Origin of the sequence: Bacillus sp. AFS059628 (assembly GCF_002571225.1) — a bacterium.
In the GTDB taxonomy this organism is placed as follows: domain Bacteria; phylum Bacillota; class Bacilli; order Bacillales; family Bacillaceae_G; genus Bacillus_A.
Genome location: NZ_NVEC01000016.1, coordinates 1 through 25,516 on the forward strand (window position 1 = coordinate 1; position 25,516 = coordinate 25,516).

At 37.0% G+C, this 25,516-nt stretch carries 25 protein-coding genes and 1 pseudogene; 20 read left to right on the forward strand and 6 right to left on the reverse strand.

Annotated features, from left to right (window positions below):
• Positions 1–122 precede the first annotated feature (122 nt).
• Positions 123–422 (forward strand): hypothetical protein, encoded by a 300-nt coding sequence (locus COL05_RS06805; protein WP_098668036.1) that lies wholly within the window; start codon positions 123–125, stop codon positions 420–422.
• 20 nt (positions 423–442) lie between these two features.
• A complete protein-coding gene (locus tag COL05_RS06810; protein ID WP_098668037.1) occupies positions 443–799 on the forward strand; it encodes a DUF3221 domain-containing protein in 357 nt (118 codons plus the stop codon).
• 31 nt (positions 800–830) lie between these two features.
• Here the strand turns inward: COL05_RS06810 and pepQ are convergent, their stop codons facing one another.
• A complete protein-coding gene (pepQ, locus tag COL05_RS06815; RefSeq protein WP_098668038.1) occupies positions 831–1,928 on the reverse strand; it encodes a Xaa-Pro dipeptidase in 1,098 nt (365 codons plus the stop codon).
• Positions 1,929–2,077: 149 nt separating this feature from the next.
• Here pepQ and COL05_RS06820 point away from each other — a divergent pair, with 149 nt between their 5' ends.
• Positions 2,078–2,761, forward strand: a complete 684-nt coding sequence (locus tag COL05_RS06820; RefSeq protein ID WP_098668039.1) for a metal-dependent hydrolase — start codon at positions 2,078–2,080, stop codon at positions 2,759–2,761.
• Between the two features lie 41 nt (positions 2,762–2,802).
• Here COL05_RS06820 and COL05_RS31195 read toward each other — a convergent pair whose 3' ends face one another.
• On the reverse strand, positions 2,803–2,964 hold the full coding sequence (locus COL05_RS31195; RefSeq protein WP_000976301.1) for a hypothetical protein: 162 nt from the start codon (positions 2,962–2,964) through the stop codon (positions 2,803–2,805).
• Positions 2,965–3,208: 244 nt separating this feature from the next.
• On the opposite strand from COL05_RS31195, the gene COL05_RS06830 reads away from it, so the two are divergent.
• The 4 genes and pseudogenes from COL05_RS06830 to COL05_RS06840 all read left to right on the forward strand — a co-directional run bounded on the left by COL05_RS06830 (position 3,209) and on the right by COL05_RS06840 (position 5,540).
• On the forward strand, positions 3,209–4,522 hold the full coding sequence (locus COL05_RS06830) for a CBS domain-containing protein (protein ID WP_098545481.1): 1,314 nt from the start codon (positions 3,209–3,211) through the stop codon (positions 4,520–4,522).
• Positions 4,523–4,685: 163 nt separating this feature from the next.
• Positions 4,686–5,009 carry a hypothetical protein gene (locus COL05_RS06835; protein WP_098668040.1) on the forward strand — a complete coding sequence of 108 codons (324 nt, stop codon included), beginning with the start codon at positions 4,686–4,688 and terminating at the stop codon, positions 5,007–5,009.
• A gap of 10 nt (positions 5,010–5,019) precedes the next feature.
• Positions 5,020–5,187 (forward strand): annotated as a pseudogene (locus COL05_RS32155) (phosphotransferase enzyme family protein); the annotation flags it as partial.
• Positions 5,188–5,276: 89 nt separating this feature from the next.
• A complete protein-coding gene (locus COL05_RS06840; RefSeq protein ID WP_140392564.1) occupies positions 5,277–5,540 on the forward strand; it encodes a DUF3949 domain-containing protein in 264 nt (87 codons plus the stop codon).
• Between the two features lie 7 nt (positions 5,541–5,547).
• On the opposite strand, the gene COL05_RS06845 is transcribed toward COL05_RS06840, so the two are convergent.
• A complete protein-coding gene (locus tag COL05_RS06845) occupies positions 5,548–5,853 on the reverse strand; it encodes a YtpI family protein (RefSeq protein ID WP_098668042.1) in 306 nt (101 codons plus the stop codon).
• A 160-nt stretch (positions 5,854–6,013) separates the two neighbouring features.
• On the opposite strand from COL05_RS06845, the gene COL05_RS06850 reads away from it, so the two are divergent.
• Entirely contained in the window at positions 6,014–6,946 is a 933-nt protein-coding gene (locus COL05_RS06850; protein ID WP_098668043.1) for a DHH family phosphoesterase, read from the forward strand.
• 51 nt (positions 6,947–6,997) lie between these two features.
• Here COL05_RS06850 and ytrI read toward each other — a convergent pair whose 3' ends face one another.
• Both ytrI and COL05_RS06860 read right to left on the reverse strand, forming a co-directional pair.
• A complete protein-coding gene (gene ytrI / locus COL05_RS06855) occupies positions 6,998–7,501 on the reverse strand; it encodes a sporulation membrane protein YtrI (RefSeq protein ID WP_001265736.1) in 504 nt (167 codons plus the stop codon).
• On the reverse strand, positions 7,498–7,911 hold the full coding sequence (locus COL05_RS06860) for a YtrH family sporulation protein (RefSeq protein ID WP_136699541.1): 414 nt from the start codon (positions 7,909–7,911) through the stop codon (positions 7,498–7,500). The genes ytrI and COL05_RS06860 overlap by 4 nt, the downstream gene beginning before the upstream one ends.
• 42 nt (positions 7,912–7,953) lie before the next feature.
• Here COL05_RS06860 and dnaE point away from each other — a divergent pair, with 42 nt between their 5' ends.
• From dnaE to COL05_RS06900, 8 genes are all read left to right on the forward strand, one after another.
• The gene (dnaE, locus tag COL05_RS06865) at positions 7,954–11,280 is read left to right on the forward strand and encodes a DNA polymerase III subunit alpha (RefSeq protein WP_098668044.1); all 3,327 of its coding nucleotides are present in this window, start codon (positions 7,954–7,956) and stop codon (positions 11,278–11,280) included.
• 133 nt (positions 11,281–11,413) lie between these two features.
• On the forward strand, positions 11,414–12,622 hold the full coding sequence (gene ystJ, locus COL05_RS06870; protein WP_011199012.1) for an NADP-dependent malic enzyme: 1,209 nt from the start codon (positions 11,414–11,416) through the stop codon (positions 12,620–12,622).
• A 14-nt stretch (positions 12,623–12,636) separates the two neighbouring features.
• On the forward strand, positions 12,637–13,281 hold the full coding sequence (locus tag COL05_RS06875; protein ID WP_098668045.1) for a FadR/GntR family transcriptional regulator: 645 nt from the start codon (positions 12,637–12,639) through the stop codon (positions 13,279–13,281).
• A 185-nt stretch (positions 13,282–13,466) separates the two neighbouring features.
• Complete coding sequence (accD, locus tag COL05_RS06880) at positions 13,467–14,336, forward strand: acetyl-CoA carboxylase, carboxyltransferase subunit beta (RefSeq protein ID WP_098668046.1); 870 nt, start codon at positions 13,467–13,469, stop codon at positions 14,334–14,336.
• The gene (accA, locus tag COL05_RS06885; RefSeq protein WP_098668047.1) at positions 14,324–15,298 is read left to right on the forward strand and encodes an acetyl-CoA carboxylase carboxyl transferase subunit alpha; all 975 of its coding nucleotides are present in this window, start codon (positions 14,324–14,326) and stop codon (positions 15,296–15,298) included. The genes accD and accA overlap by 13 nt, the downstream gene beginning before the upstream one ends.
• 128 nt (positions 15,299–15,426) lie before the next feature.
• Positions 15,427–16,386: a 6-phosphofructokinase gene (pfkA, locus tag COL05_RS06890; RefSeq protein ID WP_087957151.1), complete on the forward strand. Its 960-nt coding sequence runs from the start codon at positions 15,427–15,429 to the stop codon at positions 16,384–16,386.
• Between the two features lie 53 nt (positions 16,387–16,439).
• Complete coding sequence (gene pyk / locus COL05_RS06895) at positions 16,440–18,197, forward strand: pyruvate kinase (RefSeq protein WP_001232664.1); 1,758 nt, start codon at positions 16,440–16,442, stop codon at positions 18,195–18,197.
• A gap of 199 nt (positions 18,198–18,396) precedes the next feature.
• The gene (locus tag COL05_RS06900) at positions 18,397–18,786 is read left to right on the forward strand and encodes an FxsA family protein (protein ID WP_098668048.1); all 390 of its coding nucleotides are present in this window, start codon (positions 18,397–18,399) and stop codon (positions 18,784–18,786) included.
• Positions 18,787–19,331: 545 nt separating this feature from the next.
• Here COL05_RS06900 and ytvI read toward each other — a convergent pair.
• Positions 19,332–20,450 (reverse strand): sporulation integral membrane protein YtvI, encoded by a 1,119-nt coding sequence (ytvI, locus tag COL05_RS06905; RefSeq protein WP_098668049.1) that lies wholly within the window; start codon positions 20,448–20,450, stop codon positions 19,332–19,334.
• Between the two features lie 565 nt (positions 20,451–21,015).
• Here ytvI and COL05_RS06910 point away from each other — a divergent pair.
• From COL05_RS06910 to mdh, 4 genes are all read left to right on the forward strand, one after another.
• Positions 21,016–21,477, forward strand: coding sequence for a DUF441 domain-containing protein (locus COL05_RS06910; protein WP_000625507.1), 462 nt, complete (start codon positions 21,016–21,018; stop codon positions 21,475–21,477).
• Positions 21,478–21,853: 376 nt separating this feature from the next.
• Positions 21,854–23,002 carry a citrate synthase gene (gene citZ, locus COL05_RS06920; RefSeq protein WP_142337383.1) on the forward strand — a complete coding sequence of 383 codons (1,149 nt, stop codon included), beginning with the start codon at positions 21,854–21,856 and terminating at the stop codon, positions 23,000–23,002.
• Positions 23,003–23,162: 160 nt separating this feature from the next.
• On the forward strand, positions 23,163–24,455 hold the full coding sequence (icd, locus tag COL05_RS06925) for an NADP-dependent isocitrate dehydrogenase (protein WP_071715229.1): 1,293 nt from the start codon (positions 23,163–23,165) through the stop codon (positions 24,453–24,455).
• Positions 24,456–24,475: 20 nt separating this feature from the next.
• Positions 24,476–25,414 (forward strand): malate dehydrogenase, encoded by a 939-nt coding sequence (gene mdh, locus COL05_RS06930; protein WP_000153232.1) that lies wholly within the window; start codon positions 24,476–24,478, stop codon positions 25,412–25,414.
• Positions 25,415–25,516 lie beyond the last annotated feature (102 nt).

Genomic DNA, 25,516 nt, shown 5'->3' on the forward strand with positions numbered 1-25,516 from the left:
CTCAAAATTCAGCGAAAGCAAAGAATTTAGGTGGGGGTCGGGCTGCCCATAAAAGTCCGATTGGTGAGTGCTAATAATCAGTGGGGGATGAACAAAACCCCCACTGATTAAAGTTTCACTTTATAAGTATTTTCTTTTTAGGGAGTTGTTCGATTTGGTATGTTACTTTTTCTAGCGAGAGCAAAAGTTGGACGGGACAATATAAGGGCGGAGATGGGAATACAGAATTTAAAAATTTAGAGATTGCTATTAATGGAGCCTTTAGCACAATGACACAAACGTCAGAAAATCATAAAGGAGCAAAGATTGAAATGAAATCATCTTGTGTAAGTTGTGCGCCTTTATCTAAAGATGAGCCGATAGAGGTTGTGATGAAATGGGATGATAAGTATGAGGAGAAGATGGTGTTAAATTTGAAATAGCCTAGAGTAAGGAGTTAAAAATGAATAGGCATATGAAAAAATTAATGTTTTTAAGTGTATTTCTAATCATAGTATCAGCGTGCACTACAAAACAAGTAGAGGTAAAAAGAGTACCTGAAGAAGGGTATGTCATAGTAAGAAATGATACGGTATTTTTCGTCAGTGATAAAACGTTTGAAACAAAAATAGAGTTACAAAATTATATAGAACAACAAATGAATAAAGAGTATCCATCACATATAGTTCTGAGTTTTAAGGTTAAAGATGCATATAATAAACTAAACACAGGGGATAAAATAAAAGTATGGTCTTCTCAAATACTTGAAAGCTATCCAGCAAAAATGATTGTGGAGAGATTTGAAATAGTAGAGAAATAAAAAAAGGCAGCAATCACGCTGCCTTTTTTTATTATTTCACAAATTGTAATTCTTTCGGGAATTTCGTTAAAATTTCTGATCCGTCTTTTGTGATATAAATATCATCTTCAATACGAACGCCACCTACGTTTGGTACGTAAATACCTGGCTCGATTGTGAAGACCATACCTTCTTTTAATGGAGACTCGTTACCAGCTTTTACATCTGGATATTCGTGTACGCTAATTCCAAGTCCGTGACCAAGGCGGTGCGGGAAGAAATCACCGTAACCTGCATCTGCGATAACAGAACGAGCAGCGTTGTCAATTGCGCCAAGTGTAACACCTGGTTTACATGCTTCAACTGCTTGTAGTTGTCCAGCAAGTACAGTGTTATAAATACGAGTTTGTTCTTCAGAAATATCACCGAATGCTACTGTACGTGTAATGTCAGAGCAATAACCATCAATGATTACGCCTAAATCAAATAGTACGAAATCGCCGCGTTTCATTTTGTTTGCACCTGGAATACCGTGTGGAAGAGCAGAGTTTGCACCTGCTAATACCATCGTATCAAATGACATTTTATGTATACCTTTTGTTTTTAATTCGTGTTCGATAATTGCTAATACTTCTAGCTCGCTACGATCTTCTTTAATTGCATTTACACCAACTTCAACAGCATAGTCCGCCATTTTAGCTGCTTCGCGTAAAATAGAAAGTTCTTTTTCATCTTTAATTAAACGAAGTTCACGAACTTTTTCTTCAGCTGATTTGAAAGAGGCATTTGGGAATAGTTTTGTTAATTCTTCGTAGCGCTCTACGTTTAAATGTTCTTTTTCAATTGCAACTGCGTTTGCATTGATGCCGCGGTCTTTAATTGCTTTTGCAATCATATCCCATGGTTTGTCAGTATCAGTAAATCCGATAATTTCATGTGCCCAGCCAGCGTTACGTGCTTGGTTTTCTTCCATTTTAGGGCAAATCAAAATAGGCTCTTTTTCTTGGAATACAAACATACCAAGAAGTCTTTCGTGTGGTTCACAGTGGAAGTTTGTCATGTAGAAGACGTTCGGTGTAGAAGTTAAGAACGCAGCTTCTACGTTTTTTTCTTTTAGCCATTGCATTAAATTTTCTAATCTAGCATTCATCGATTGGCACCCCCGAGATATTTAATTACAAATATAACTTTACATCGTAGGAAAGCGTTATGACAAGTAAATCGATGTTAGAAAAGACAGGGAATTAAAAAATCATGTAGAATAAAAAGTGAGAATGTGAATAGAGGAGGAATGTAATAATGAAAGTATCTTATCATGGGCATTCAGTTGTAAAGATTGAAACGAATGGAAAAGTAATTGTAATTGATCCGTTTTTAACGGGAAATCCGAAAACAGATTTAAAGGCTGAAGATGTAAAAGTAGATGCGATTCTTTTATCGCATGGACATGGTGATCATGTTGGAGATACAGTAGCGCTTGCGAAGAAAAATAATGCAGTTGTTGTAGCACCATTTGAACTAGCGACATTTTTAAGTTGGCAAGGTGTAAATACACATCCGATGCATATTGGCGGTTCGCATGAATTTGACTTCGGAAAAGTGAAGTTTACACAAGCATTCCACGGTTCTAGTTATATTGATGAAGAAAATAAGACGATTACATATACAGGTATGCCAGCGGGTATTTTATTTACAGCAGAAGAGAAAACGGTGTACCATGCAGGAGATACTGCTCTATTCTCTGATATGAAATTAATTGGGGAATTAAATAACATTGATGTAGCATTTTTACCAATTGGTGATAACTTCACAATGGGACCAGAAGATGCTGTTTTAGCAGCAAAATGGATTCAGGCGAAAACTGTGGTACCGATGCATTACAATACGTTCCCAGTAATTGAACAAGATCCATATCAATTTGTAGAAAAGCTACAAAATTGTACAGGGAAAGTATTAGAAGCTGGAGAAAGTATTACACTATAGAAAAGAAACCCTTCATTTGAAAAAGACAAGTGAAGGGTTTTTTACGTGTGTAGGACAGCTTTTAAAGGTTGTACTTGTTTTGATGATTCTTTTCTTTTTGGAAGTGGCTGTTCAGGTGTTTCATTCAATTCCATTGCAACTTTTTTCCCGTCTACGAAAGCTAAAAATACAGCACCTACAACTTCTAATAATTTTTTCATCATGTATTCGCTCCTTTGTTTCATTTCTTGTCTTCATTGTATATGGAAGCGGCTGGACAAACTATCGAACGAGATGACAATACCATTACATTGTTGTAATGGAAGTAGCAGTGTAATGTAAGGCGTATTTTGTTATAAAAAAAATAGTACAGATATACAAAGAGAGAGTGTAACAGTTTTGAAAATATAGTATACTGAAAATACAACACATGAAGAATTTAGGGAAAAGAAAGTATGGTGAAACCATTTGGCTACCAAGCATAACCAAATTTTAGAACATATTAATAGCCTGCCAGTAGGCCATAAAATTTCTGTAAGGCAAATTGCGAAAGATTTGAGCGTAAGTGAAGGGACAGCTTATCGTGCAATTAAAGATGCAGAAAATAAAGGATATGTTAGTACGATTGAACGTGTCGGAACAATTCGAATTGAACAAAAGAAGAAAGAAAATATTGAAAAACTGACATACGCAGAAGTCGTTAACATTGTCGATGGTCAAGTACTTGGAGGCAGAGAAGGACTACATAAAACGTTAAATAAATTCGTAATCGGGGCAATGAAATTAGAAGCGATGATGCGCTATACAGAAGCAGGAAACTTACTGATTATCGGTAACCGTACGAACGCACATCAATTAGCGCTAGAAGCCGGAGCCGCGGTGTTAATTACGGGCGGATTTGATACGGAAGATCATGTGAAGAAATTAGCAGATGAATTAAAACTGCCGATTATTTCAAGTAGTTACGATACATTTACAGTTGCAACGTTAATTAACCGTGCAATTTACGATCAGCTTATTAAGAAAGAAATTGTACTCGTTGAAGATATTTTAACGCCAATTGAAGAAACGTTATATTTAAAACCAAATGATACAGTGCAGCAATGGCATGCGTATAATGAAGAGACGATGCACGGAAGATATCCGATTGTTGATGAGAATAAAAAGGTATTAGGTATTGTAACTTCAAAAGATATGATTGGTGTTGCGAAAGAAACACCGATTGATAAAGTCATGACAAAGCATCCAATTACGGTAAATGGAAAAATGTCTGTCGCAGCTGCGGCTCGTATGATGGTGTGGGAAGGTATTGAGTTACTTCCTGTTGTTGATGAAGGAAATAAACTGCAAGGTATTATTAGCCGTCAAGATGTACTTCAGGCGTTGCAAATGATTCAGCGTCAACCACAAGTCGGTGAAACAATTGATGATATTGTTACGAATCAATTCATGACGCCGAAAGAAGCGAAAAATGAACATTTATATCAATTTTCAGTGACGCCACAAATGACGAATTCAATCGGAACGTTATCGTACGGTGTATTCGCAACGATTGTGACGGAAGCAACGAATCGCGTTATTCGTGCGCAAAAGAAGAGTGATTTAATTGTTGAGAACTTAACAATTTATTTCGTAAAACCGGTTCAAATTGACAATGTTGTATCGGTTCATCCGAAAGTATTAGAAATTGGACGTAAATTTGGTAAGGTTGATGTAGAAGTGCATCATGAAGGTAATGTTGTTGGAAAAGCATTGCTTATGGTGCAGTTAATTGATAAATAAAAAGATGGAGCAAGCCGCTTTGGTTTGTTCCATTTTTTTAACGCTATAGTAGGGACTTTTAAATTTTAGTTAGCAACTGAATCTATCACGTCCTGTTTCATATTTATAAGTATGGGCACGCAATCATTTAAAGATGCTTGAACAATAATGGTGGAGGTGTCGAATGGGAGTAATCGTTCTCTTTTTTGGGGTAGTATTTGCAATAACTTTTCATGTGTTAACACATAGAAGAATGGATACAAAGAAAAAGAAATTGTATGTAGTAAGTTTGATTTTCGCTATTATTTGTTCCTTTATCCCTACAACTGGAGGAAATAATAGCGATTTTCTTTACTTCGGTATACCGGCAGAAAACTTCATTTATTATGGCGGATGGGAAATTTCGTTTTATCCATTAGGTTTTTTCTTTAACTTTATTTTGTTTTATTTGTTTTTGAAGTTATTATTTAAGCTACGTAAGAGTTCGGGTAGAGAAATGAAAAAATAGAAGGATATGTATTTCAGAACCATCCATTCGACTTGGGACCGCTTCAAGAATCTTTTATATGGCTGGAAAGATACCATTAAGGCTTGATATCGAACCTATTAGAAAAGATCCTGGCGCTTTTATTCGGCGATATATTCAGTATGCTGAAAAAGAGTTATGTGGAGAAACAGTTATATAAATAAAAGACAGAATAGTAATTCATTTAGGTTATATATTATGTTATGATTATATTGTAAGAAAATGGATTTCTGGAAGGTGGTATGCATTATGTCATCAACAGTACTCTTTTTTGGTAGTATCGCACTATTTTACTTTCTTGTGATGATACCGATTCAATATTTATACTTACAAGGTTTGCATGAAAAAAAGAAAAAAACAGGATTATCTCAGCGAGAGCTATATGAAAAAATGTCTTTTGGGGAAGAACAATTACACCTTCATGTGCAAGGGAACCCATTCAATATCCCTTCTGCTTTTGTTGCATATATGATTTTAAAAGTTAGAGGACGTAAAAAAGCATCACAATATTGATGCTTTTTTATGTTGCTTCATAAGATTCAGCCTCTTCAACTGCCAATGGTAAGAAATGTTTATATTGGCGAAATCCATTAAATACACTTGCACTACCAAATAGAACAAATAAAACACCAACGATAATACGAGCGGTTGAAAGTTCTAAAAAGAATTGGTTTATCCCGAAGAATAAGACGAATGAACCGAGTGCCATTGCGGATTTTCCAGAGAGCCAACCTTTCTCCATTGGGCGGTTTGTACGAAAGTATTTTGTTTTGTAGAAGAGATACAACATAAATGAGACGATAATACAGAAGACTAATACTGGCATAATGCACACTCCCATCGTTTTATGAAAAATAATAGTGGAGAAAAATGAAATATCTAAACTTTCTAACTTTTATTATAAAGCAATTGTTCGCATGTATGAAATACTTTCCGTTATAATGAAAGATAAAGTGAAGAAGATGAGTAAAAAGGAGATTATACATATGCATGAGCAAATTTTAAGAGCCATTAAAGAGTTTGATACAATTATTATTCACCGTCATGTGCGTCCAGATCCAGATGCGTTAGGTTCACAAGGCGGTCTTGGTACAATTCTACAAGAATCGTTTCCAGAGAAAAATATTTATACGGTTGGGTACAATGAACCGTCACTAGCATATTTACGAGTAATGGATGATATTGAAGATAGTGTATATGAAAATGCACTTGTTATCGTATGTGATACTGCGAACCAAGAACGTGTTGACGATCAACGCTATGCAAAAGGGAAGATGTTAATTAAAATTGACCATCATCCGAATGAAGATCCATACGGAGATATTACGTGGGTAGATACGACAGCAAGTTCTACAAGTGAAATGATTTATGAGTTTTACACGTATGGAAAAGATAAAGGATTACAGATAACAAAAGAAGCAGCTCGTCTTATTTTAGCGGGTATTGTTGGGGATACAGGTCGTTTCTTATTCCCGAATACAACAGCGAAAACACTTCGTTACGTGAGTGAGCTTGTTGATATGGATGTGAAATTCACAGATTTATACAATGAAATGTATAAGACGAAAGAAAAGATTGCTCGTTTAAACGGCTATATTTTACAAAACTTTACGATGGTAGAAGAAGGAGCAGCTTACATTAAATTAACGAAAGAAGTATTAGAAAAGTTTGATGTACTTCCTTCTGAGGCATCAGGCGTTGTTGGAGCACTTGGTAATATTGATGGATTAAAGGCGTGGGTTCTATTTTTAGAGGAAGACGATGTGATTCGTGTTCGTCTTCGCTCAAAAGGACCAGTAATAAATAAATTAGCAATGCAATATAATGGCGGAGGGCATCCGATGGCTTCTGGTGCAAAAGCATCTTCTTGGGAAGAAGCGGATCGTCTTTTTGCTGATTTACGTGAGCTGTGTAGATAAGAGATTATATAGTAGAACAAAAAGAAGGAGCGGCGCTAAAGCCCTCCTTCTTTATTTTTCTTTCTCTATCGTAATACTAATTTCAAGCACTGTATCAAAAGATATCGTATCGACTTTGAAACGGTATAGCCGATCGTAATGTTTGTACGTTTTGTTTTCAATTACCTTTTTGAGTAGGTCTTTATTTTTGGCTATACTTTGAATGTTTTTCGTTAAAAGATGTTGGAGGTCATTATGGATAGATGTGGTCATATTTTCAAGTGTAAGGTTGTCTAAATCGTATTTTTCTCGGTTTATAAGTTTTATTTTAATCTCTTGAATGGTTAAGAGCCGTTTATTTTCAGTATTCAATTTTTCTTGATCTTCGAGAAGGACGTGGAGCTTTGCTTCTTGTTTTTCTATAATTTCTCTTTGTTCTGCTATTTTACTAGCTTGTTCTTCTTGAAAAACACCGTATATGTACAAAAAGATAAACCAGCTCAACACGCCTCCAACAGCAGCACCAGCTAAAACTAAATACCATCTTTTTGCTGTATTGGCACTTGGTACTCTCATACATGTTCCTGCGTTAGCCATTTAATAATAATAAGACCCGTTTGCATACCACCCGTTGCGAAAAAAATAAGGAGAATTTGTTTTACGATATCTTTCATATCTCCGCCAAAGAAACTTCTTTCAAAGCTATAAAAAGTATCAAATGTTCCGCCAATCGCTGCAACGAGTGCCCAAATCCTTAAATTTTGGGCGAATTGATTAATGTACGTGAGAGTTGGTTTTCCGATAAGAAATGCACCAAATCCACCAATTAATGAACCACCAAGTATAACCCCAAAGGCAATAAAATAACTAATAATAAGCAGAGAGAAAAAAGTGTGTTCTCTTACATCCATCGTCATTCTCCTTTCTTCTTCATATATATGGACAAAGTATAAGAAGTATGTTTTGATTTCCGCTTTCCTCTTCACCTATAATAAAAGTAGTCAAATAGGTAAAGAGAGGGTACAACAGTGAAGTTTGTGCATTTACAATGTCAAACCGTTTTTAGTTTATTAAAAAGTGCTTGTAAAATTGATGAGCTTGTAGTCAGGGCCAAAGAGCTTGGTTTTTCATCACTTGCTATTACGGATGAAAATGTTATGTATGGCGTTATTCCGTTTTATAAAGCGTGTAAGAAACATGGCATACATCCTATCATCGGCTTAACAGCTTCTATTTTTAGTGAAGAAGAAGAAAAATCTTATCCGCTTGTTTTACTTGCGGAAAATGAAATAGGGTATCAAAATTTATTAAAGATTTCTAGTAGCATTATGACGAAGTCAAAAGAAGGTATTCCGAAAAAGTGGCTTGCCCATTATGCGAAAGGATTAATTGCCATTTCACCAGGTAAAGATGGGGAAATTGAACAATTATTATTAGAAGACAAAGAGAGTCAAGCTGAAGAAGTAGCTCGTATGTATCAAAGCATGTTTGGCAATTTTTATATGAGTTTACAGCATCATGCGATTCAAGATGAACTGCTTCTGCAAGAAAAATTACCCGAATTTATGAGTAGGATACATGTTCCAGTCGTTGCAACAAACGATGTACGCTACATTAATCAAAGTGACGCACTCGTTCATGAATGCTTATTATCTGTTGAAAGTGGAACGAAAATGACGGATCCAGATAGGCCGAGGCTGAAAACAGATCAATATTATTTAAAATCATCAGATGAAATGGAAGCATTATTTTCTCACGTAGAAGAAGCGATTTATAACACAGTAGCAATTGCAGAACGTTGCAAAGTAGAAATACCGTTTCATGTAAATCAATTACCGAAATTCCCTGTTCCAGCCAATGAGACGAGTGATATGTATTTACGCCGCGTTTGTGAAGAAGGGTTGCAGAAACGTTATGGTACGCCGAAAGAAGTACATATAAAGCGTTTGAATCATGAATTAAACGTTATTTCTAGTATGGGGTTTAGTGATTATTTCCTAATCGTCTGGGATTTTATGAAATATGCGCATGAAAATCATATTTTAACAGGGCCAGGACGTGGGTCCGCGGCTGGCTCACTCGTTTCTTATGTATTAGAAATTACAGATATTGATCCAATTGAATACGATCTATTATTTGAAAGATTTTTAAACCCTGAACGTGTGACGCTTCCAGATATTGATATTGATTTTCCGGATATAAGACGTGACGAGATGATTCGATATGTGAAAGATAAATATGGTCAGCTTCGTGTTGCTCAAATTGTAACGTTCGGAACATTGGCAGCGAAAGCAGCAATTAGAGATATTGCGCGTGTAATGGGGCTTCCACCGCGAGATATTGACATATTCTCAAAACTTATCCCATCAAAGCTCGGTATAACGTTAAAAGATGCATATGAGGAATCGCAATCACTCCGTGAGTTTATACAAGGAAACCTTCTGCATGAGCGCGTATTTGAAATTGCAAAGCGTGTAGAAGGTTTACCGCGCCATACGTCTATTCATGCAGCTGGCGTTATTATGAGCCAAGAGCCGTTAACCGGAAGTGTTGCAATTCAAGAAGGGCATAACGATGTGTATGTTACGCAATACCCAGCTGATGTATTAGAAGAGCTTGGTTTGCTCAAGATGGACTTTTTAGGATTACGTAATTTAACGTTACTCGAAAATATTATAAAGTTTATCGTGAAAAAGACGGGGACACAAATCGATATAAGAAATTTACCACTTCAAGATGAAAAGACGTTTCAATTGTTAGGTAGAGGGGATACAACAGGTGTATTCCAGCTTGAATCAGGTGGTATGCGCAATGTACTTCGCGGGTTAAAACCGAATGAATTTGAAGATATTGTCGCTGTTAACTCGTTATATAGACCAGGACCGATGGAAGAAATTCCGACCTTTATTGAATCAAAGCACGGAAAAAGAAAAATTGAATATTTACATCCAGACTTAAAGCCAATTCTAGAAAGAACATACGGTGTAATTGTATACCAAGAACAAATTATGCAAATTGCGTCGAAGTTAGCGGGATTCTCGCTTGGAGAAGCAGATTTATTACGCCGTGCAGTGAGTAAAAAAAATCGTGATATTTTGGATCAGGAACGTAAGCATTTTGTACAAGGTTGTTTACAAAATGGTTATGACGAGACATCTGCCGAGAAAATTTACGATTTAATTGTAAGATTTGCGAATTATGGTTTTAACCGAAGTCACGCAGTAGCCTACAGTATGATTGGATATCAGCTTGCCTACTTAAAAGCGAATTATACGCTGGAATTTATGACGGCACTATTATCGAGTGCAATTGGAAATGAAGATAAGATTGTGCAGTATATACGAGAGACGAAGCGAAAAGGTTTTCATGTTTTGCCCCCATCTCTTCATAAAAGTGGTTATAATTTCCAAATAGAAGGCAATGCAATACGTTACAGTCTACTTTCCATTCGGAACATCGGAATGGCTACAGTGACAGCATTACTCGAAGAACGAGAGAAAAAAATGTTTGAAGATTTATTTGAATTTTGTCTTCGCATGCCATCAAAATTTGTGACAGAGCGAAATTTAGAGGCGTTTGTCTGGTCTGGATGTTTTGATGATTTTGGTGTTTCGAGAACGAATTTGTGGAAAAGTCTTAAAGGGGCGGTAGAATACGCAAATCTTGCACGTGATTTAGGAGATGCTGTTCCAAAATCAAAATACGTACAAGGAGAAGAGCTTTCTTTTATTGAACAGTTAAATAAAGAAAAGGAAGCACTAGGTTTTTATTTATCGAGCTATCCGACAGCGCAGTATGTGAAGTTAGCGAAAGAATTAGAAATTCCATCTCTCGCTCAGGCGATGCGGCATAAGAAAAAGGTACAAAGAGCTATCGTGTATATAACAAGCGTAAGAGTGATTCGTACGAAAAAGTTGCAGAAGATGGCGTTTATTACCTTTTGTGATCAAAATGATGAAATGGAAGCAGTTCTTTTCCCCGAGACGTATATACATTTCTCAGATAGGTTACAAGAAGGAGCAATTGTTTTAGTTGATGGCATGATTGAGCTTAGAAATCATAAGTTGCAATGGATAGTAAATGGGCTATATCCGTTAGAAGAAATGGATGTGTATGAAGAAAAGAAAGACGCATCAGTTTACGTGAAATTGCCGTCTCAATATGAGAAAAAGCTGTTAAATCAGGTTACTAAAATATTGTTTGACTATTCGGGTTTTGCGAAAGTACTAATTTATTATGAAAAGGAACATAAAATGGTACAATTATCTCGGAGTTTATCGATCCATCCAAGTGAAGAATGTTTAGGAGCACTTCGTGAAATTGTCGGGGAAGAAAATGTAGTTGTGAAAATATAATGGACAATTTCCCTACACTTCGATTATTATAGTAGTAGTGTTCGTGGTCAGACCACTTGGAGAAATTGATATCAGCAAGAATAATTTGAGGAGAGTGGATAGTTTGTCAACACTTCGTGAAGAAGCACTTCACATGCATAAAGTGCATCAAGGAAAATTAGAAACTGTATCAAAAGTAAAAGTAGAAAATGCAAAAGATTTAAGTCTTGCATATTCTCCAGGGGTTGCAGAACCTTGTAAGGAAATTTATGACGATAAAAGTAAGGTATATGAATATACAATGAAGGGAAATATGGTAGCAGTTGTGACTGATGGAACGGCTGTACTTGGTCTTGGTAACATTGGACCTGAAGCATCTCTTCCAGTAATGGAAGGTAAAGCTGTATTGTTCAAGAGCTTTGCTGGTGTAGATGCATTCCCAATTGCCTTAAATACAAACGATGTAGATAAAATTGTTGAAACTGTAAAATTAATGGAGCCAACTTTTGGCGGCGTTAACTTAGAGGATATCGCAGCACCAAACTGCTTCATTATTGAAGAACGTTTGAAAAAAGAAACAAATATTCCTATCTTCCATGATGATCAACACGGAACAGCTATCGTAACAGTAGCAGGTCTTGTGAACGCGCTAAAACTAGTTGGAAAGAAAATGTCTGACATTAAAGTTGTCGCAAACGGCGCAGGTGCAGCAGGTATTGCAATTATTAAACTTTTATATCGCTATGGTGTACGCGACATTATTATGTGTGACCGTAAAGGGGCAATCTATGAAGGTCGTCCTACAGGTATGAATCCGGTGAAGGATGAAGTTGCAAAATATACAAATAAGAATCGTATCGAAGGTTCTTTAGCTGATGTTGTACAAGGTGCGGACGTATTCATTGGTGTATCTGCAGAAGGTGCATTAACAGAAGAAATGGTTCGTACAATGAATGACGATGCAATTATTTTTGCAATGGCGAATCCAGTTCCAGAAATTATGCCAGAATTGGCAAAAGCAGCGGGCGCAGCTGTTGTTGGAACAGGTCGTTCTGACTTCGCAAACCAAGTAAATAATGTACTGGCGTTCCCTGGTATTTTCCGCGGTGCACTTGACGTACATGCGACACAAATTAACGAAGAAATGAAGATGGCAGCTGTACAAGCTATTGCTGAGCTTGTAGCAGAAGATGAGTTAAATGCAGACTATATCATTCCAGCACCGTTTGACGCACGTGTAGCGCCTCAAGTAGCAGCTTACGTTGCGAAAGCTGCAATGGAGACAGGAGTAGCTCGCCGTCAGGTAGATCCAAATGAAGTTGCTGAGAAAACAAAACAATTAGCGCTGATTGGTAAAGAATAAGCGAGGAATTTCCATTGACATCATCAAATACAAAAGTATATCTCGAAATTGTAAAGAAAATCCGTTCCATTATGGAAGAAGATGGATTGGTAGCGGGAGATCGTTTGCCGTCTGAGCGTGAGTTAAGTTCACGTTTAAATGTAGGGCGTTCTTCTGTAAGAGAGGCATTGCGTGCTTTAGAACTAGTAGGATTAATTGAAACGAGACGTGGTGAAGGGACGTTTATTCGAAACTTTTACGATAACGGTCTTGTACAATTAATTGCTCCGTTCTTGCTGCAAGATGAGAAAACAATTCGTGATTTATTACAAACGAAACGATTGCTTGAGAAAGATATGATTCGAATTGTATGTAATTTACCGAAAGAAACGTTTTCTAAAGTGCTAAGCAAATTACATCAAGTGCTTGAAGAAAATGAAAACTCAATTCCAATGCTTCATCAAACGTTCTTTAAAACACTTATTGAACAAGTCGATAATTATTTACTATATCGCATTTGGATGATCGTAAATGATTACGTAGCAACTCTTTCTTGTAAAGTTTCAGGAGATTCTATCGATATGTATAGAAAGCTTTACGCTACTTTGGAAGAAAAACAAGAAAATGATGCACTAAAAATTTACGATGAATTAGTAGAGAATATACAGTTTCACTCGTAATGTATAAAATTTGTCGAAATGACCATGACACGTTATGACAAACATTCTATCGCGTAGCGGTTAAAGTTAAACGTAAAGAGTGAGGTTATTAGACAGATTGAGAAGATAAGGCTAACATCAAACTTTGGTGTTAGCCCAATTTTCTTCTTACGCTAACCTTAGCTCTCAACGAAGGGGGTCAAATTGTGCTAAGAGATTTATTCGTGAAAAAGAAAAAGTACGCTGCAATACCTTCAGAACAAGTACGAAAAGACGTACCAGATGGCGTTATGACAAAATGTCCGAAATGTAAAAAAATCATGTATACGAAAGAGCTTCTAAAAAATTTAAAAGTATGTGTGAATTGTGGATATCATCATCCTATGAATGCATGGGAACGTCTTGATAGTATATTGGACGAGGGGTCATTCCGTGAGTATGACAAAGAAATGGTTTCATTAAATCCACTCGAGTTTCCAGGGTATGAAGAGAAACTAGAGAGCGATCGTAAGAAGACTGAATTGAACGAAGCGGTTGTAACTGGTGAAGGAACAATTGATGACATGCTTGTTGTTGTTGCAGTAATGGATTCTCGTTTTCGAATGGGGAGCATGGGCTCTGTTGTAGGAGAAAAAATTGCCCGTGCGGTTGAAAAGGCATACGACTTACAAGTTCCATTTATTATCTTTACTGCTTCGGGTGGTGCCCGTATGCAAGAAGGGATATTAAGTTTAATGCAAATGGCAAAAACAAGCGTAGCTTTGAAAAAGCATAGTAATGCAGGAGGATTATTTATTTCTGTTATGACTCATCCGACGACGGGCGGGGTTTCAGCGAGTTTCGCTTCACTTGGTGATTATAATCTTGCAGAACCAGGGGCACTGATCGGATTTGCTGGTAGACGTGTAATTGAACAAACCGTGCGTGAGAAACTACCGGAAGATTTCCAAACGGCAGAATTCTTACTAGAACATGGTCAATTAGATGCGGTGGTACATCGTGATGATATGAGAGAATCGCTTCGCAAGATTTTGGAAGTTCATCAAGGAGGAGGAATGGCTGTATGGCAGAGCTAGAATTTGAGAAACCAGTTGTTGAGCTAAGAAATAAGATTCGTGAACTGAAAGACTATACGAAAAACAGCCAGATGGACTTCAGTGAGGAGATTCGTATTTTGGAAGAAAAGCTAGAAAATTTAGAGGAAGATATATACGGCAATATGAAAGTGTGGGACCGTGTTCAAATTGCTCGTCATGCAGAACGACCGACAACGCTCGATTATATTGAGCACTTATTTACTGATTTTTTTGAATGTCATGGAGATCGTCTATTTGGCGATGATGCAGCGATTGTCGGCGGCATTGCGAAGTATAAAGGGATGCCTGTAACTGTAATTGGGCATCAACGCGGAAAAGATACAAAAGAAAATATTCGCCGTAATTTTGGAATGCCTCATCCAGAAGGATATCGAAAAGCATTACGTTTAATGAAGCAGGCGGAGAAGTTCAATCGTCCCATTATTTGCTTTATTGATACGAAAGGAGCTTATCCTGGTAAAGCTGCTGAAGAACGTGGTCAAAGTGAAGCTATCGCCCGCAATTTATTTGAAATGGCAGGATTAACAGTACCTGTTATTTGTATCGTTATCGGCGAAGGTGGTAGTGGTGGCGCGCTAGGTCTTGGAGTAGGGGATTACATTCATATGCTAGAAAATTCCACTTATTCTGTTATTACGCCAGAGGGTGCAGCGGCAATTCTTTGGAAAGATGCAGGAAAAGCGAAGGAAGCTGCAGAAGCGATGAGAATTACAGCAGCAGATTTGAAAGAATTAGGTGTAATCGATGAAATTATTCCAGAGACAAAAGGTGGAGCGCACCGTAATATTTTGAAACAGTCAGAAAATATAGATTTAATGCTTGGAAAAACTTTTGAACAATTAAACGGAATTTCGAAAGATGAATTAATCGAAAAACGTTATGAAAAATATATGAAAATTGGGCAAGTTTCGTTTTCAAACGCTTCCATTTGGATAAAATAAGAAAAGCGTGCGTTCCACTTCGCGAATGCACGTTTTTATTATGAAAAGACACATCTTCTCCATTGTATTTTTATATTTTTTCGTGTTATTTTATTATAAGGCAAATAATCTTTATGAGGTGAGTACAAATGAAACGTATTGGTGTATTAACAAGTGGTGGAGATTCACCTGGTATGAATGCTGCCATTCGTGCAGTTGTTCGTAAAGCGATTTTCCATGATATTGAAGTATATGGTATTTACCATGGATACGCTGGATTAATTTCTGGTCATATTGAAAAATTAGAACTTGGTTCTGTTGGCGATATTATCCACCGCGGTGGTACAAAATTATATACAGCAAGATGTCCTGAGTTTAAAGACCCAGAAGTACGACTAAAAGGTATCGAGCAATTAAAGAAACACGGTATCGAAGGACTTGTTGTTATTGGTGGAGATGGTTCTTACCAAGGCGCTAAAAAATTAACTGAACAAGGATTCCCATGTGTTGGTGTACCAGGTACAATCGACAATGATATTCCTGGAACAGATTTCACAATTGGTTTCGATACAGCTTTAAACACTGTTATTGATGCAATTGATAAAATTCGTGACACAGCTACATCTCATGAACGTACATATGTTATCGAAGTAATGGGACGTCACGCTGGTGATATCGCATTATGGGCTGGTTTAGCTGATGGTGCGGAAACAATCTTAATTCCAGAAGAAGAGTATGACATGGAAGATGTTATCGCTCGTCTGAAGCGTGGTAGTGAACGTGGTAAAAAACACAGTATTATCGTTGTAGCTGAAGGTGTTGGAAGTGCAATTGACATCGGTAAGCACATTGAAGAAGCAACAAACTTTGATACTCGCGTAACTGTATTAGGTCACGTACAACGTGGTGGATCACCAAGTGCACAAGACCGTGTATTAGCAAGCCGTCTTGGTGCAAGAGCAGTTGAATTGTTAATTGCTGGTCAAGGTGGACGTTGTGTAGGTATTCAAGATAACAAACTTGTTGATCATGATATTATCGAAGCGTTAGCTCAAAAGCATACAATCGATAAAGATATGTATCAATTATCTAAAGAATTATCCATCTAATCGGCGTAATGTCGGATATTTGGGAACGGTTTCATAATTTTCGGAGGTGCAATATGCGTAAAACTAAAATTGTATGTACTATAGGTCCTGCTAGTGAAAGTATTGAAAAATTAGAGCAATTAATCGAAGCAGGTATGAACGTTGCTCGTTTAAACTTCTCTCATGGTAGCCATGAAGAGCACGGTGCTCGTATTAAAAACATTCGTGAAGCTTCAAAGAAAACTGGTAAAACAGTTGGTATCTTACTTGATACAAAAGGTCCAGAAATCCGTACTCACGACTTCGTAGACGGACAAGCTGAGCTTGTAACAGGTGCAGAAGTAGTTCTTTCTACTGAGCAAGTATTAGGTACTGCAGAGAAGTTCTCTGTATCTTATGCTGGTCTTTATGATGATGTAGACCCAGGTTCTCGTATTCTAATCGATGACGGTCTTATCGAACTAGAAGTAATCGAAAAAGCTGACGGAAACATCCGTACAAAAGTTCTTAACAGCGGAACTGTAAAAAATAAAAAAGGTGTTAACGTACCAAACGTAAGCATTAAGCTTCCTGGTATCACTGAAAAAGACGTAAAAGATATCATCTTCGGTATCGAGCAAAAAGTTGATTTCATCGCAGCTTCATTCGTACGTAAAGCAGCTGACGTATTAGAAATCCGTGAATTATTAGAAGAGCATAACGCTCAATACATCCAAATCGTACCAAAAATCGAAAACCAAGAGGGTATCGACAACATCGATTCAATCTTAGAAGTTTCTGACGGCTTAATGGTAGCTCGTGGTGATATGGGTGTAGAAATTCCACCAGAAGAAGTACCATTAGTACAAAAACGTCTAATCAAAAAATGTAACGTGTTAGGTAAACCGGTTATTACTGCGACACAAATGTTAGATTCTATGCAACGTAACCCACGTCCAACTCGTGCGGAAGCAAGTGACGTAGCTAATGCAATCTTCGATGGTACAGATGCAATCATGCTTTCAGGTGAAACAGCTGCTGGACAATACCCAGTAGAAGCAGTAACAATGATGGCTAACATTGCTGTACGTGTTGAAAAATCATTACAATACGAAGATATGTTCAAAAAACGCATTAAAGAGTTCACTCCAACAATTACAGATGCAATTAGCCAATCTGTTGCGCATACAGCACTTGCTCTTGATGTAGCTGCAATCGTAGCTCCAACAGAAAGTGGATATACTGCGAAAATGATCTCTAAATACCGTCCAAAATCTCCAATCGTAGCTGTAACATCTGACGAGCAAGTAGGACGTCGTCTTGCACTTGTTTGGGGTGTACAAGCATTTATGGCTGAGAAGCGTGCAGCTTCAACTGACGAAATGTTAGATACAGCAATTCAAACAGGTATGGATGCAGGTCTAATCGGACTTGGAGACACTGTGGTAATTACTGCTGGCGTTCCAGTTGCTGAAACTGGTACAACAAACTTAATGAAAATCCACGTTGTTGGTGAAGAAGTTGCTAAAGGACAAGGAATCGGTCGTAAAGCTGCAAAAGGTAAGGTAGTTGTAGCAAAAACAGCTGCTGAAGCTGTAGCGAACGTAAACGAAGGTGATATCCTTGTTACAACAAGCACTGATAAAGATATGATTCCTGCAATCGAAAAAGCTGCTGCTCTAGTTGTAGAAGAGGGCGGTTTAACAAGCCATGCTGCTGTTGTAGGTGTATCAATCGGTATTCCTGTTATCGTTGGTGTAAACGGCGTAACAGCAACTTTAAAAAATGGCCAAGAAGTAACAGTTGATGCAGCACGCGGAATTGTTTATAATGGACATGCGGAAGTGCTATAAGTAATACGGAGAGAAGGATCGGAGTCCTTCTCTTTTTTTTTACACAAAAATGAGGTAAAACTAGCTTAAGACGTCTGAAATTGCTTTTAAAAGCTGTTTATTATGAAGTTTGATAAGGAAGTACATTCGGCTTTTATGTGGTGTATATGGACGTTGTGAGGGCGTTTAAAGTGATAGTATGTGAGAGGAGTGTAGAACTATGAAGTGGTTACTATTCTTGTTTATATTAATACCGGCGATTGAGATTACAGTCTTAATTGGATCGAGTCATGTAATAGGTTTGTGGTCTACGTTCGCTATGATTGTATTTACGGGTGTTGTAGGTGTGTATTTGGCGAAAAGACAAGGTTTTAAAGTGCTTGGAGAGATTCATTCTAAGTTGAATAGAGGAGAAATGCCAGGAGGAGCGGTCCTAGATGGTATTTTTATCTTTATAGGAGGTGTTCTTTTAGTGCTTCCTGGATATGTAACGGATATAATAGGTTTGATCTTCGTTATCCCTATGACGAGGGGGTTATTGAAGCCGTTTGTTATGAAGTGGATAGAATGGAAGTTTAGAAAGAACTCTACTATTATTGTGCAGAAATAGTGCTTAGATTATAGCGATCTAAGCACTATTTTTTGTCTATAAAAGGATGAGAGGGGTGGTTAAAGGCCTGTTAATTAAAATTTAGTGATTGTGCAGATGAAATTCCTAAAGGTTAAAGTTTGATTTGTTGTATATTTTTCGAGTGAATCTGTAATTTGAGGAGTTAGTAGTTTTTAATGAGTCTGTTTTAGAATAATTTCTTTGAAATCAAGTTTGATTTGTGTATAAAAAGAATGAATTGATGTGGAAATGTTAAAAGTGATCGGTGAAATGATTAGTTTAAGTGTAATTCTATGCACTTTTGTATATTTATTCATTTACATAAAAAGTAATAAATGTAAGTAATAATTATAAAGTTAATAGAATAAATATGTAAAAATACCTCGTAATATACGTTTTTTATGCAAAAAACAAGAGAATTATCCTTTTTTAGGGCAATTCTCTTGTTGTGTGTAATGAGTGTGAAAAATAAGTGCAAGGAATAATCAGTGGGAATTTCCCACTGATTACATGTAAGTTTTTTGTTGTGTATGAATTAGAAACTATTATTTTGAAGGTGAGCCTTTAATATATTTCCACAAATCATGGAATACACGAGCTTTGTGCAATGTATTAAGTAGTACTAAGGTGACTGGACCGATGATTAATCCTAAGAAGCCAAAGAGTTTAAAGCCGACAAATAGAGCAATCAGTGTTGCTAATGGATCGAGACCGATATTAGAAGAAAGTACTTTAGGTTCCATAATTTGTCTTTGGACAATCACGACGATATATAAAATGAGAAGACCAATGGCGAAAGCAGTGTCGCCAGTGAAAAATACGTATATAACCCAAGGAACGAAGACAGCTCCTGTTCCTAAATACGGGAGTAAATCTACAACCCCTGTAATAATCGCGATAGTAATGGCGTATGGTACGCGTAATATTAAAAGTCCGATTAATACAATAATAGTTGTCATAGATACGAGTGTAAGTTGCGCTTTAACAAAACCGAATAAAGCTTTTCTTAAATCGACAAAAATCGTTTTTCCATAGCCGTGAACACGGTTGGGTAAAAATTTTCTTACTTTCTGAGCAAGACGATGCCAATCGTAACTAATGAAGAAAGTGGCTAATAAAACGAATACAAGCACAGTTAAAGTTGTTGGCAATGCACTAATGAAATTTGTTAATCCGCTTATAATAGCCGTTAAAAGTTCTTTCATTTGCGTCGTTGCTTCTGTTCCTAGGTTTTGAATGTTTTGTGTAATCGTATAGCGCTGTGGTTCCCCGAGATGATTAAATTTAGAAATTAAATCATCATAGAGAGGCATAATATGATTAAGTGCAAATTGCTGAGCGAATGCAACGATATCTGGAAACTTTACTGTAACAAGTTGTAGTAAGTATGTTGTGGCAGATATTGCCTCTGTTACAAGGTATGTAACGAGTCCGACGATAGCTCCGAATACGAGAATTAAGCTAACGAGTACTGCGAGTGCGCGAGGAAATTGTAGTTTTTGATTAAGGAAATTGACGACAGGATTAATCAAATAAGCAAATGCGAAAGCGATAATGAAAGGGTAGATAAGTCCTGACATATATAGTAATGCATAGAACCCGGCTACCGTCGCTACAATGACAAATATGAGTCGCAATATCATATATAGTAAGTTTCGATTCAAAGATGTATACCTCCCATTCCAATTTGGATTATCCTAATTCGTTCAACTTATAACGAGTGTGCCCGACTGATTAAAGTTTCACTTTACCCCGCTATTTGCGGGCAAGTAAATCTCCTACCCGAAGTGCAGCTGTATCAAAGGAGTTACATGGAGATAAACTGCCCGTAAATGCCCGATTGGTGAAGGCTAATAATCAGTGGAAAATGCCCCACTGATTAAAGTTTCACTTTATGTTATAGTGGAATGATGGATTTTTCCTGCTTTTTCAGTACGTGAGTGACTGTGAAAGCTTGGTGTTGATGCTTCTACTATATGGTAAAAACTTCATTTTCTCTTCTTTTTATTTTACCTGTTTCTTTTTAGAAAAGAAAGGAGAGACGACCGTTTTTAAAAATGTATACATGCTTCCATTTTGATGGTGAAAGTCTCAGGTTATCATTTTAAAATACATAAAAAAATGAAGTGATTCATGTTGAATAGGCATCGATATAGCATGTATAACGATAGGTTTAAAGGTATTTTTGTTTGGAAATGAGTTCATTATTTTCAGAAAGGAAGTGTAAACATGATTAGTCAGTCAACGTTATTTTTATTCATACTACTTATTATAGGACTTATTGCGAAAAACCAATCGCTAACTGTAGCTATTGGTGTGTTATTTTTATTGAAATTTACGTTTCTAGGAGATAAAGTCTTTCCATATTTACAAACGAAAGGAATTAATCTCGGTGTTACGGTTATTACAATAGCAGTACTCGTCCCGATTGCGACGGGGGAGATAGGTTTTAAACAACTCGGAGAAGCAGCGAAATCGTATTATGCATGGATTGCTTTAGCTTCAGGGGTAGCGGTTGCCTTGTTAGCAAAAGGCGGCGTGCAATTATTAACGACGGATCCTCATATTACAACTGCCCTCGTTTTCGGGACAATTATAGCGGTTGCTTTATTTAATGGAGTTGCTGTAGGTCCGTTAATTGGGGCTGGAATTGCCTATGCAGTTATGAGTATTATACAGATGTTTAAATAAGGAATTTTATAGTAATATAAAAATTTTGAATTCTTTCTGTTCACAAAAGTCAGATAATTGTTTATAATAGGATTAGAAACTTTGAAAAGTTACATAACAGCAGAGACTTTACACCAGATAAAATAAAAACAACATAAAACAANNTTGTTTTATGTTGTTTTTATCATAAAACTCTTCGGAATTAATTTTCCTCACTAACTTGTTGTTTTGAGCGTGAGGATTCGGGGAGACATTCACGCTCATGCTTTCCATGTAAACAATGGACAATAAGAGGGGAACATCGCAACAAATTTGCATGATCGTGCATTTTGCTTGCCTAAAGAGTGAACGGGCGTTCATAATTCAAAAGGGAAGCAAATAGATATAAGGAGCAAGGTTGGGAGAATTTTCAGGAAAAGGAGAGAATGTCATGACTGTTATTCGAGGTTTAGAAGGGGTAGTAGCAACAACATCATCTGTGAGCTCTATTATTGATGATACATTAACTTATGTTGGGTATAATATTGATGATTTAGCGGAGAATGCTACATTTGAAGAAGTAGTATACTTATTATGGCATCGCAAGCTTCCTAACGAACAAGAACTAGAGAAATTTAAAGGGACTATATCGGAATACTATAAAGTGCCAGATGAGATTTTAACATATTTGAAACAAGTAGATTTAAAAATCGCACATCCGATGTCGGTTTTACGAACTGCAATTTCCATGCTATCATTATACGATGAGAGCGCTGAAATTATGGATGAAAAGTCCAATTATTTGAAAGCGGTTAAATTACAGGCTCAAGTGGGGACTTTAGTTGCTGCTTATGCAAGAATTCGTAAAGGGCTAGATGTTGTTGAGCCTAGAAACGATTTATCATTAGCTGCAAACTTCTTGTACATGTTAAATGATCGCGAACCAAATGAAGTTGAAATTGAAGCTTTTGATAAGGCACTTGTACTTCACGCAGATCATGAGTTAAACGCTTCTACATTTACTGCACGCGTTTGTGTAGCTACACTTTCAGATGTATATTCTGGTATTACAGCAGCAATCGGTGCGTTAAAAGGTCCTCTTCACGGCGGGGCAAATGAAAATGTAATGAAGATGTTAACTGAAATTGGCGAAGAAGAAAATGTAGAATCATATATTCATAATGCTCTTCAAAATAAAGTGAAAATCATGGGCTTTGGCCATCGTGTATATGAGCAAGGTGATCCACGTGCAAAACATTTACGTGAAATGTCCAAGAGATTATGCGTGCTTTTAGGAGAAGACAAATGGTATAATATGTCTATCAAAATTGAAGACATTGTAACAAAAGAAAAAGGTCTTCCACCAAATGTTGATTTCTATTCAGCTTCTGTATACCATTGTTTAGGAATTGACCATGACTTATTTACACCTATCTTTGCAATTAGCCGTATGTCAGGCTGGTTAGCTCATATTCTAGAACAATATGAAAACAACCGTTTAATCCGTCCGCGTGCTGACTATAATGGACCAACACATCAAGTGTACGTTCCAATTGCACAACGATAAGCGAAAAACACTATTTCGATAGTGAAAATACGCTTTCAAAAGTCTGATTTTTTCGGAAAGATGTAATGATTAGAATATTTTAATTTGACTAACGGTTTGAACTGAGGGGTTATTCCCTCAGTTTCATACATATGAAATTTCAAACATGGGGGTTATCACATTGACGACAGGTGAAAAAATTACTGTAACTAATGGTGTTATGAATGTACCAAACAATCCGATTATTCCATTTATCGAAGGAGATGGAATTGGTCCTGACATTTGGGCAGCTGCATCTCGCGTACTAGAAGCAGCAGTTGAAAAAGCTTATGATGGTGAGAAGAAAATCGTTTGGAAAGAAGTGCTTGCAGGGGAAAAAGCATTCAACCAAACAGGCGAGTGGTTACCAGAAGAAACTTTAAATTTAATCCGTGAGTATTTAATCGCGATTAAAGGTCCACTTACAACTCCAGTTGGCGGTGGTATTCGTTCTCTAAACGTAGCACTTCGTCAAGAATTAGATTTATATGTATGTCTACGTCCAGTTCGTTACTTTGAAGGTGTTCCTTCACCTGTAAAACGTCCGGAAGATACTGATATGGTTATTTTCCGTGAAAATACAGAAGACATTTATGCTGGAATTGAATATGCACAAGGATCTCCAGAAGCAGAAAAAGTTCTTGCTTTCTTAAAAGAAGCAATGGGTGTTAATAAAATCCGCTTCCCAGAAACATCTGGTATTGGTATTAAGCCGATCTCAGAAGAAGGGACAAAGCGTCTTGTTCGTGCTGCAATTCAATATGCAATCAACGAAAAACGCTCTTCTGTTACATTAGTTCATAAAGGAAACATTATGAAATTTACAGAAGGTGCTTTCAAAAACTGGGGTTACGAAGTAGCGGAACAAGAGTTCGGCGACAAAGTATTTACTTGGGCTGAATATGATCGTATCGTTGAGAAAGATGGTAAAGATGCAGCGAATAAAGCGATGGCAGACGCTGAAGCGGCTGGAAAAATTATCGTAAAAGATTCTATTGCAGACATCTTCTTACAACAAATTTTAACTCGTCCACGTGAGTTCGATGTTGTTGCAACAATGAACTTAAACGGAGACTACATCTCTGATGCACTTGCTGCACAAGTAGGTGGAATTGGTATTGCACCTGGTGCAAACATTAACTATGTAACTGGACATGCTATCTTTGAAGCTACACATGGTACAGCTCCCAAATATGCAGGTTTAGATAAAGTAAACCCATCTTCAGTTCTTCTTTCTGGTGTATTATTATTAGAACACTTAGGATGGAACGAAGCTGCGAAATTAGTAACTGCTTCTGTTGAGAAAACAATTGCTTCAAAAGTAGTAACTTATGATTTCGCACGCTTAATGGAAGGTGCAACAGAAGTGAAATGTTCTGAGTTCGCTAATGAACTTATTAAAAACATGGATGTAGCGATAATCAAAAACGCATAATTAAAGCGGGGGGGTAAATTATGACAATCAAACGCAAGAAAGTTTCAGTCATCGGTGCAGGATTTACAGGAGCAACAACAGCATTCTTATTAGCACAAAAAGAACTTGCAGATGTTGTATTAGTGGACATTCCACAACTGGAAAATCCAACAAAAGGGAAAGCGTTAGATATGTTAGAAGCGAGCCCAGTACAAGGTTTTGATGCTAACATTATTGGAACATCTGATTACGCAGATACTGCTGATTCTGACGTTGTCGTAATTACAGCAGGTATTGCGCGTAAGCCTGGTATGAGCCGTGATGACTTAGTAGCAACAAACTCTAAAATTATGAAAAGTATTACGCGCGACATTGCAAAACATTCACCAAATGCAATTATTGTTGTATTAACAAATCCAGTTGATGCAATGACATATTCTGTATTTAAAGAAGCGGGATTCCCGAAAGAGCGTGTTATCGGTCAATCGGGCGTATTAGATACAGCTCGTTTCCGTACATTCATCGCACAAGAATTGAATCTTTCTGTGAAAGACATTACAGGATTTGTTCTTGGTGGACACGGTGACGATATGGTACCTCTTGTACGTTATTCTTATGCAGGTGGCATTCCGTTAGAAACGTTGATTCCGAAAGAGCGTTTAGAAGCAATCGTAGAACGTACCCGTAAAGGTGGCGGCGAGATTGTAGGCTTATTAGGAAACGGTAGTGCATATTACGCACCAGCTGCTTCTTTAGTTGAAATGACAGAAGCAATCTTAAAAGATCAACGCCGTGTATTACCGGCTATTGCTTACCTTGAAGGTGAATATGGTTATAGTGACCTTTACTTAGGGGTACCAGTAATTCTAGGTGGTAACGGAATTGAAAAAATTATTGAATTAGAACTTCTTGCAGATGAAAAAGAAGCGCTAGATCGCTCTGTGGAATCTGTACGTAATGTTATGAAGGTTCTTGTTTAATAATTAAATATAAGTAGAAAAAGATTCGGGGCTCCGAATCTTTTTCTACTATATATGCAAATGTTTTTTTGAAATAATATGAAAACGCTATCATTTGGTGTA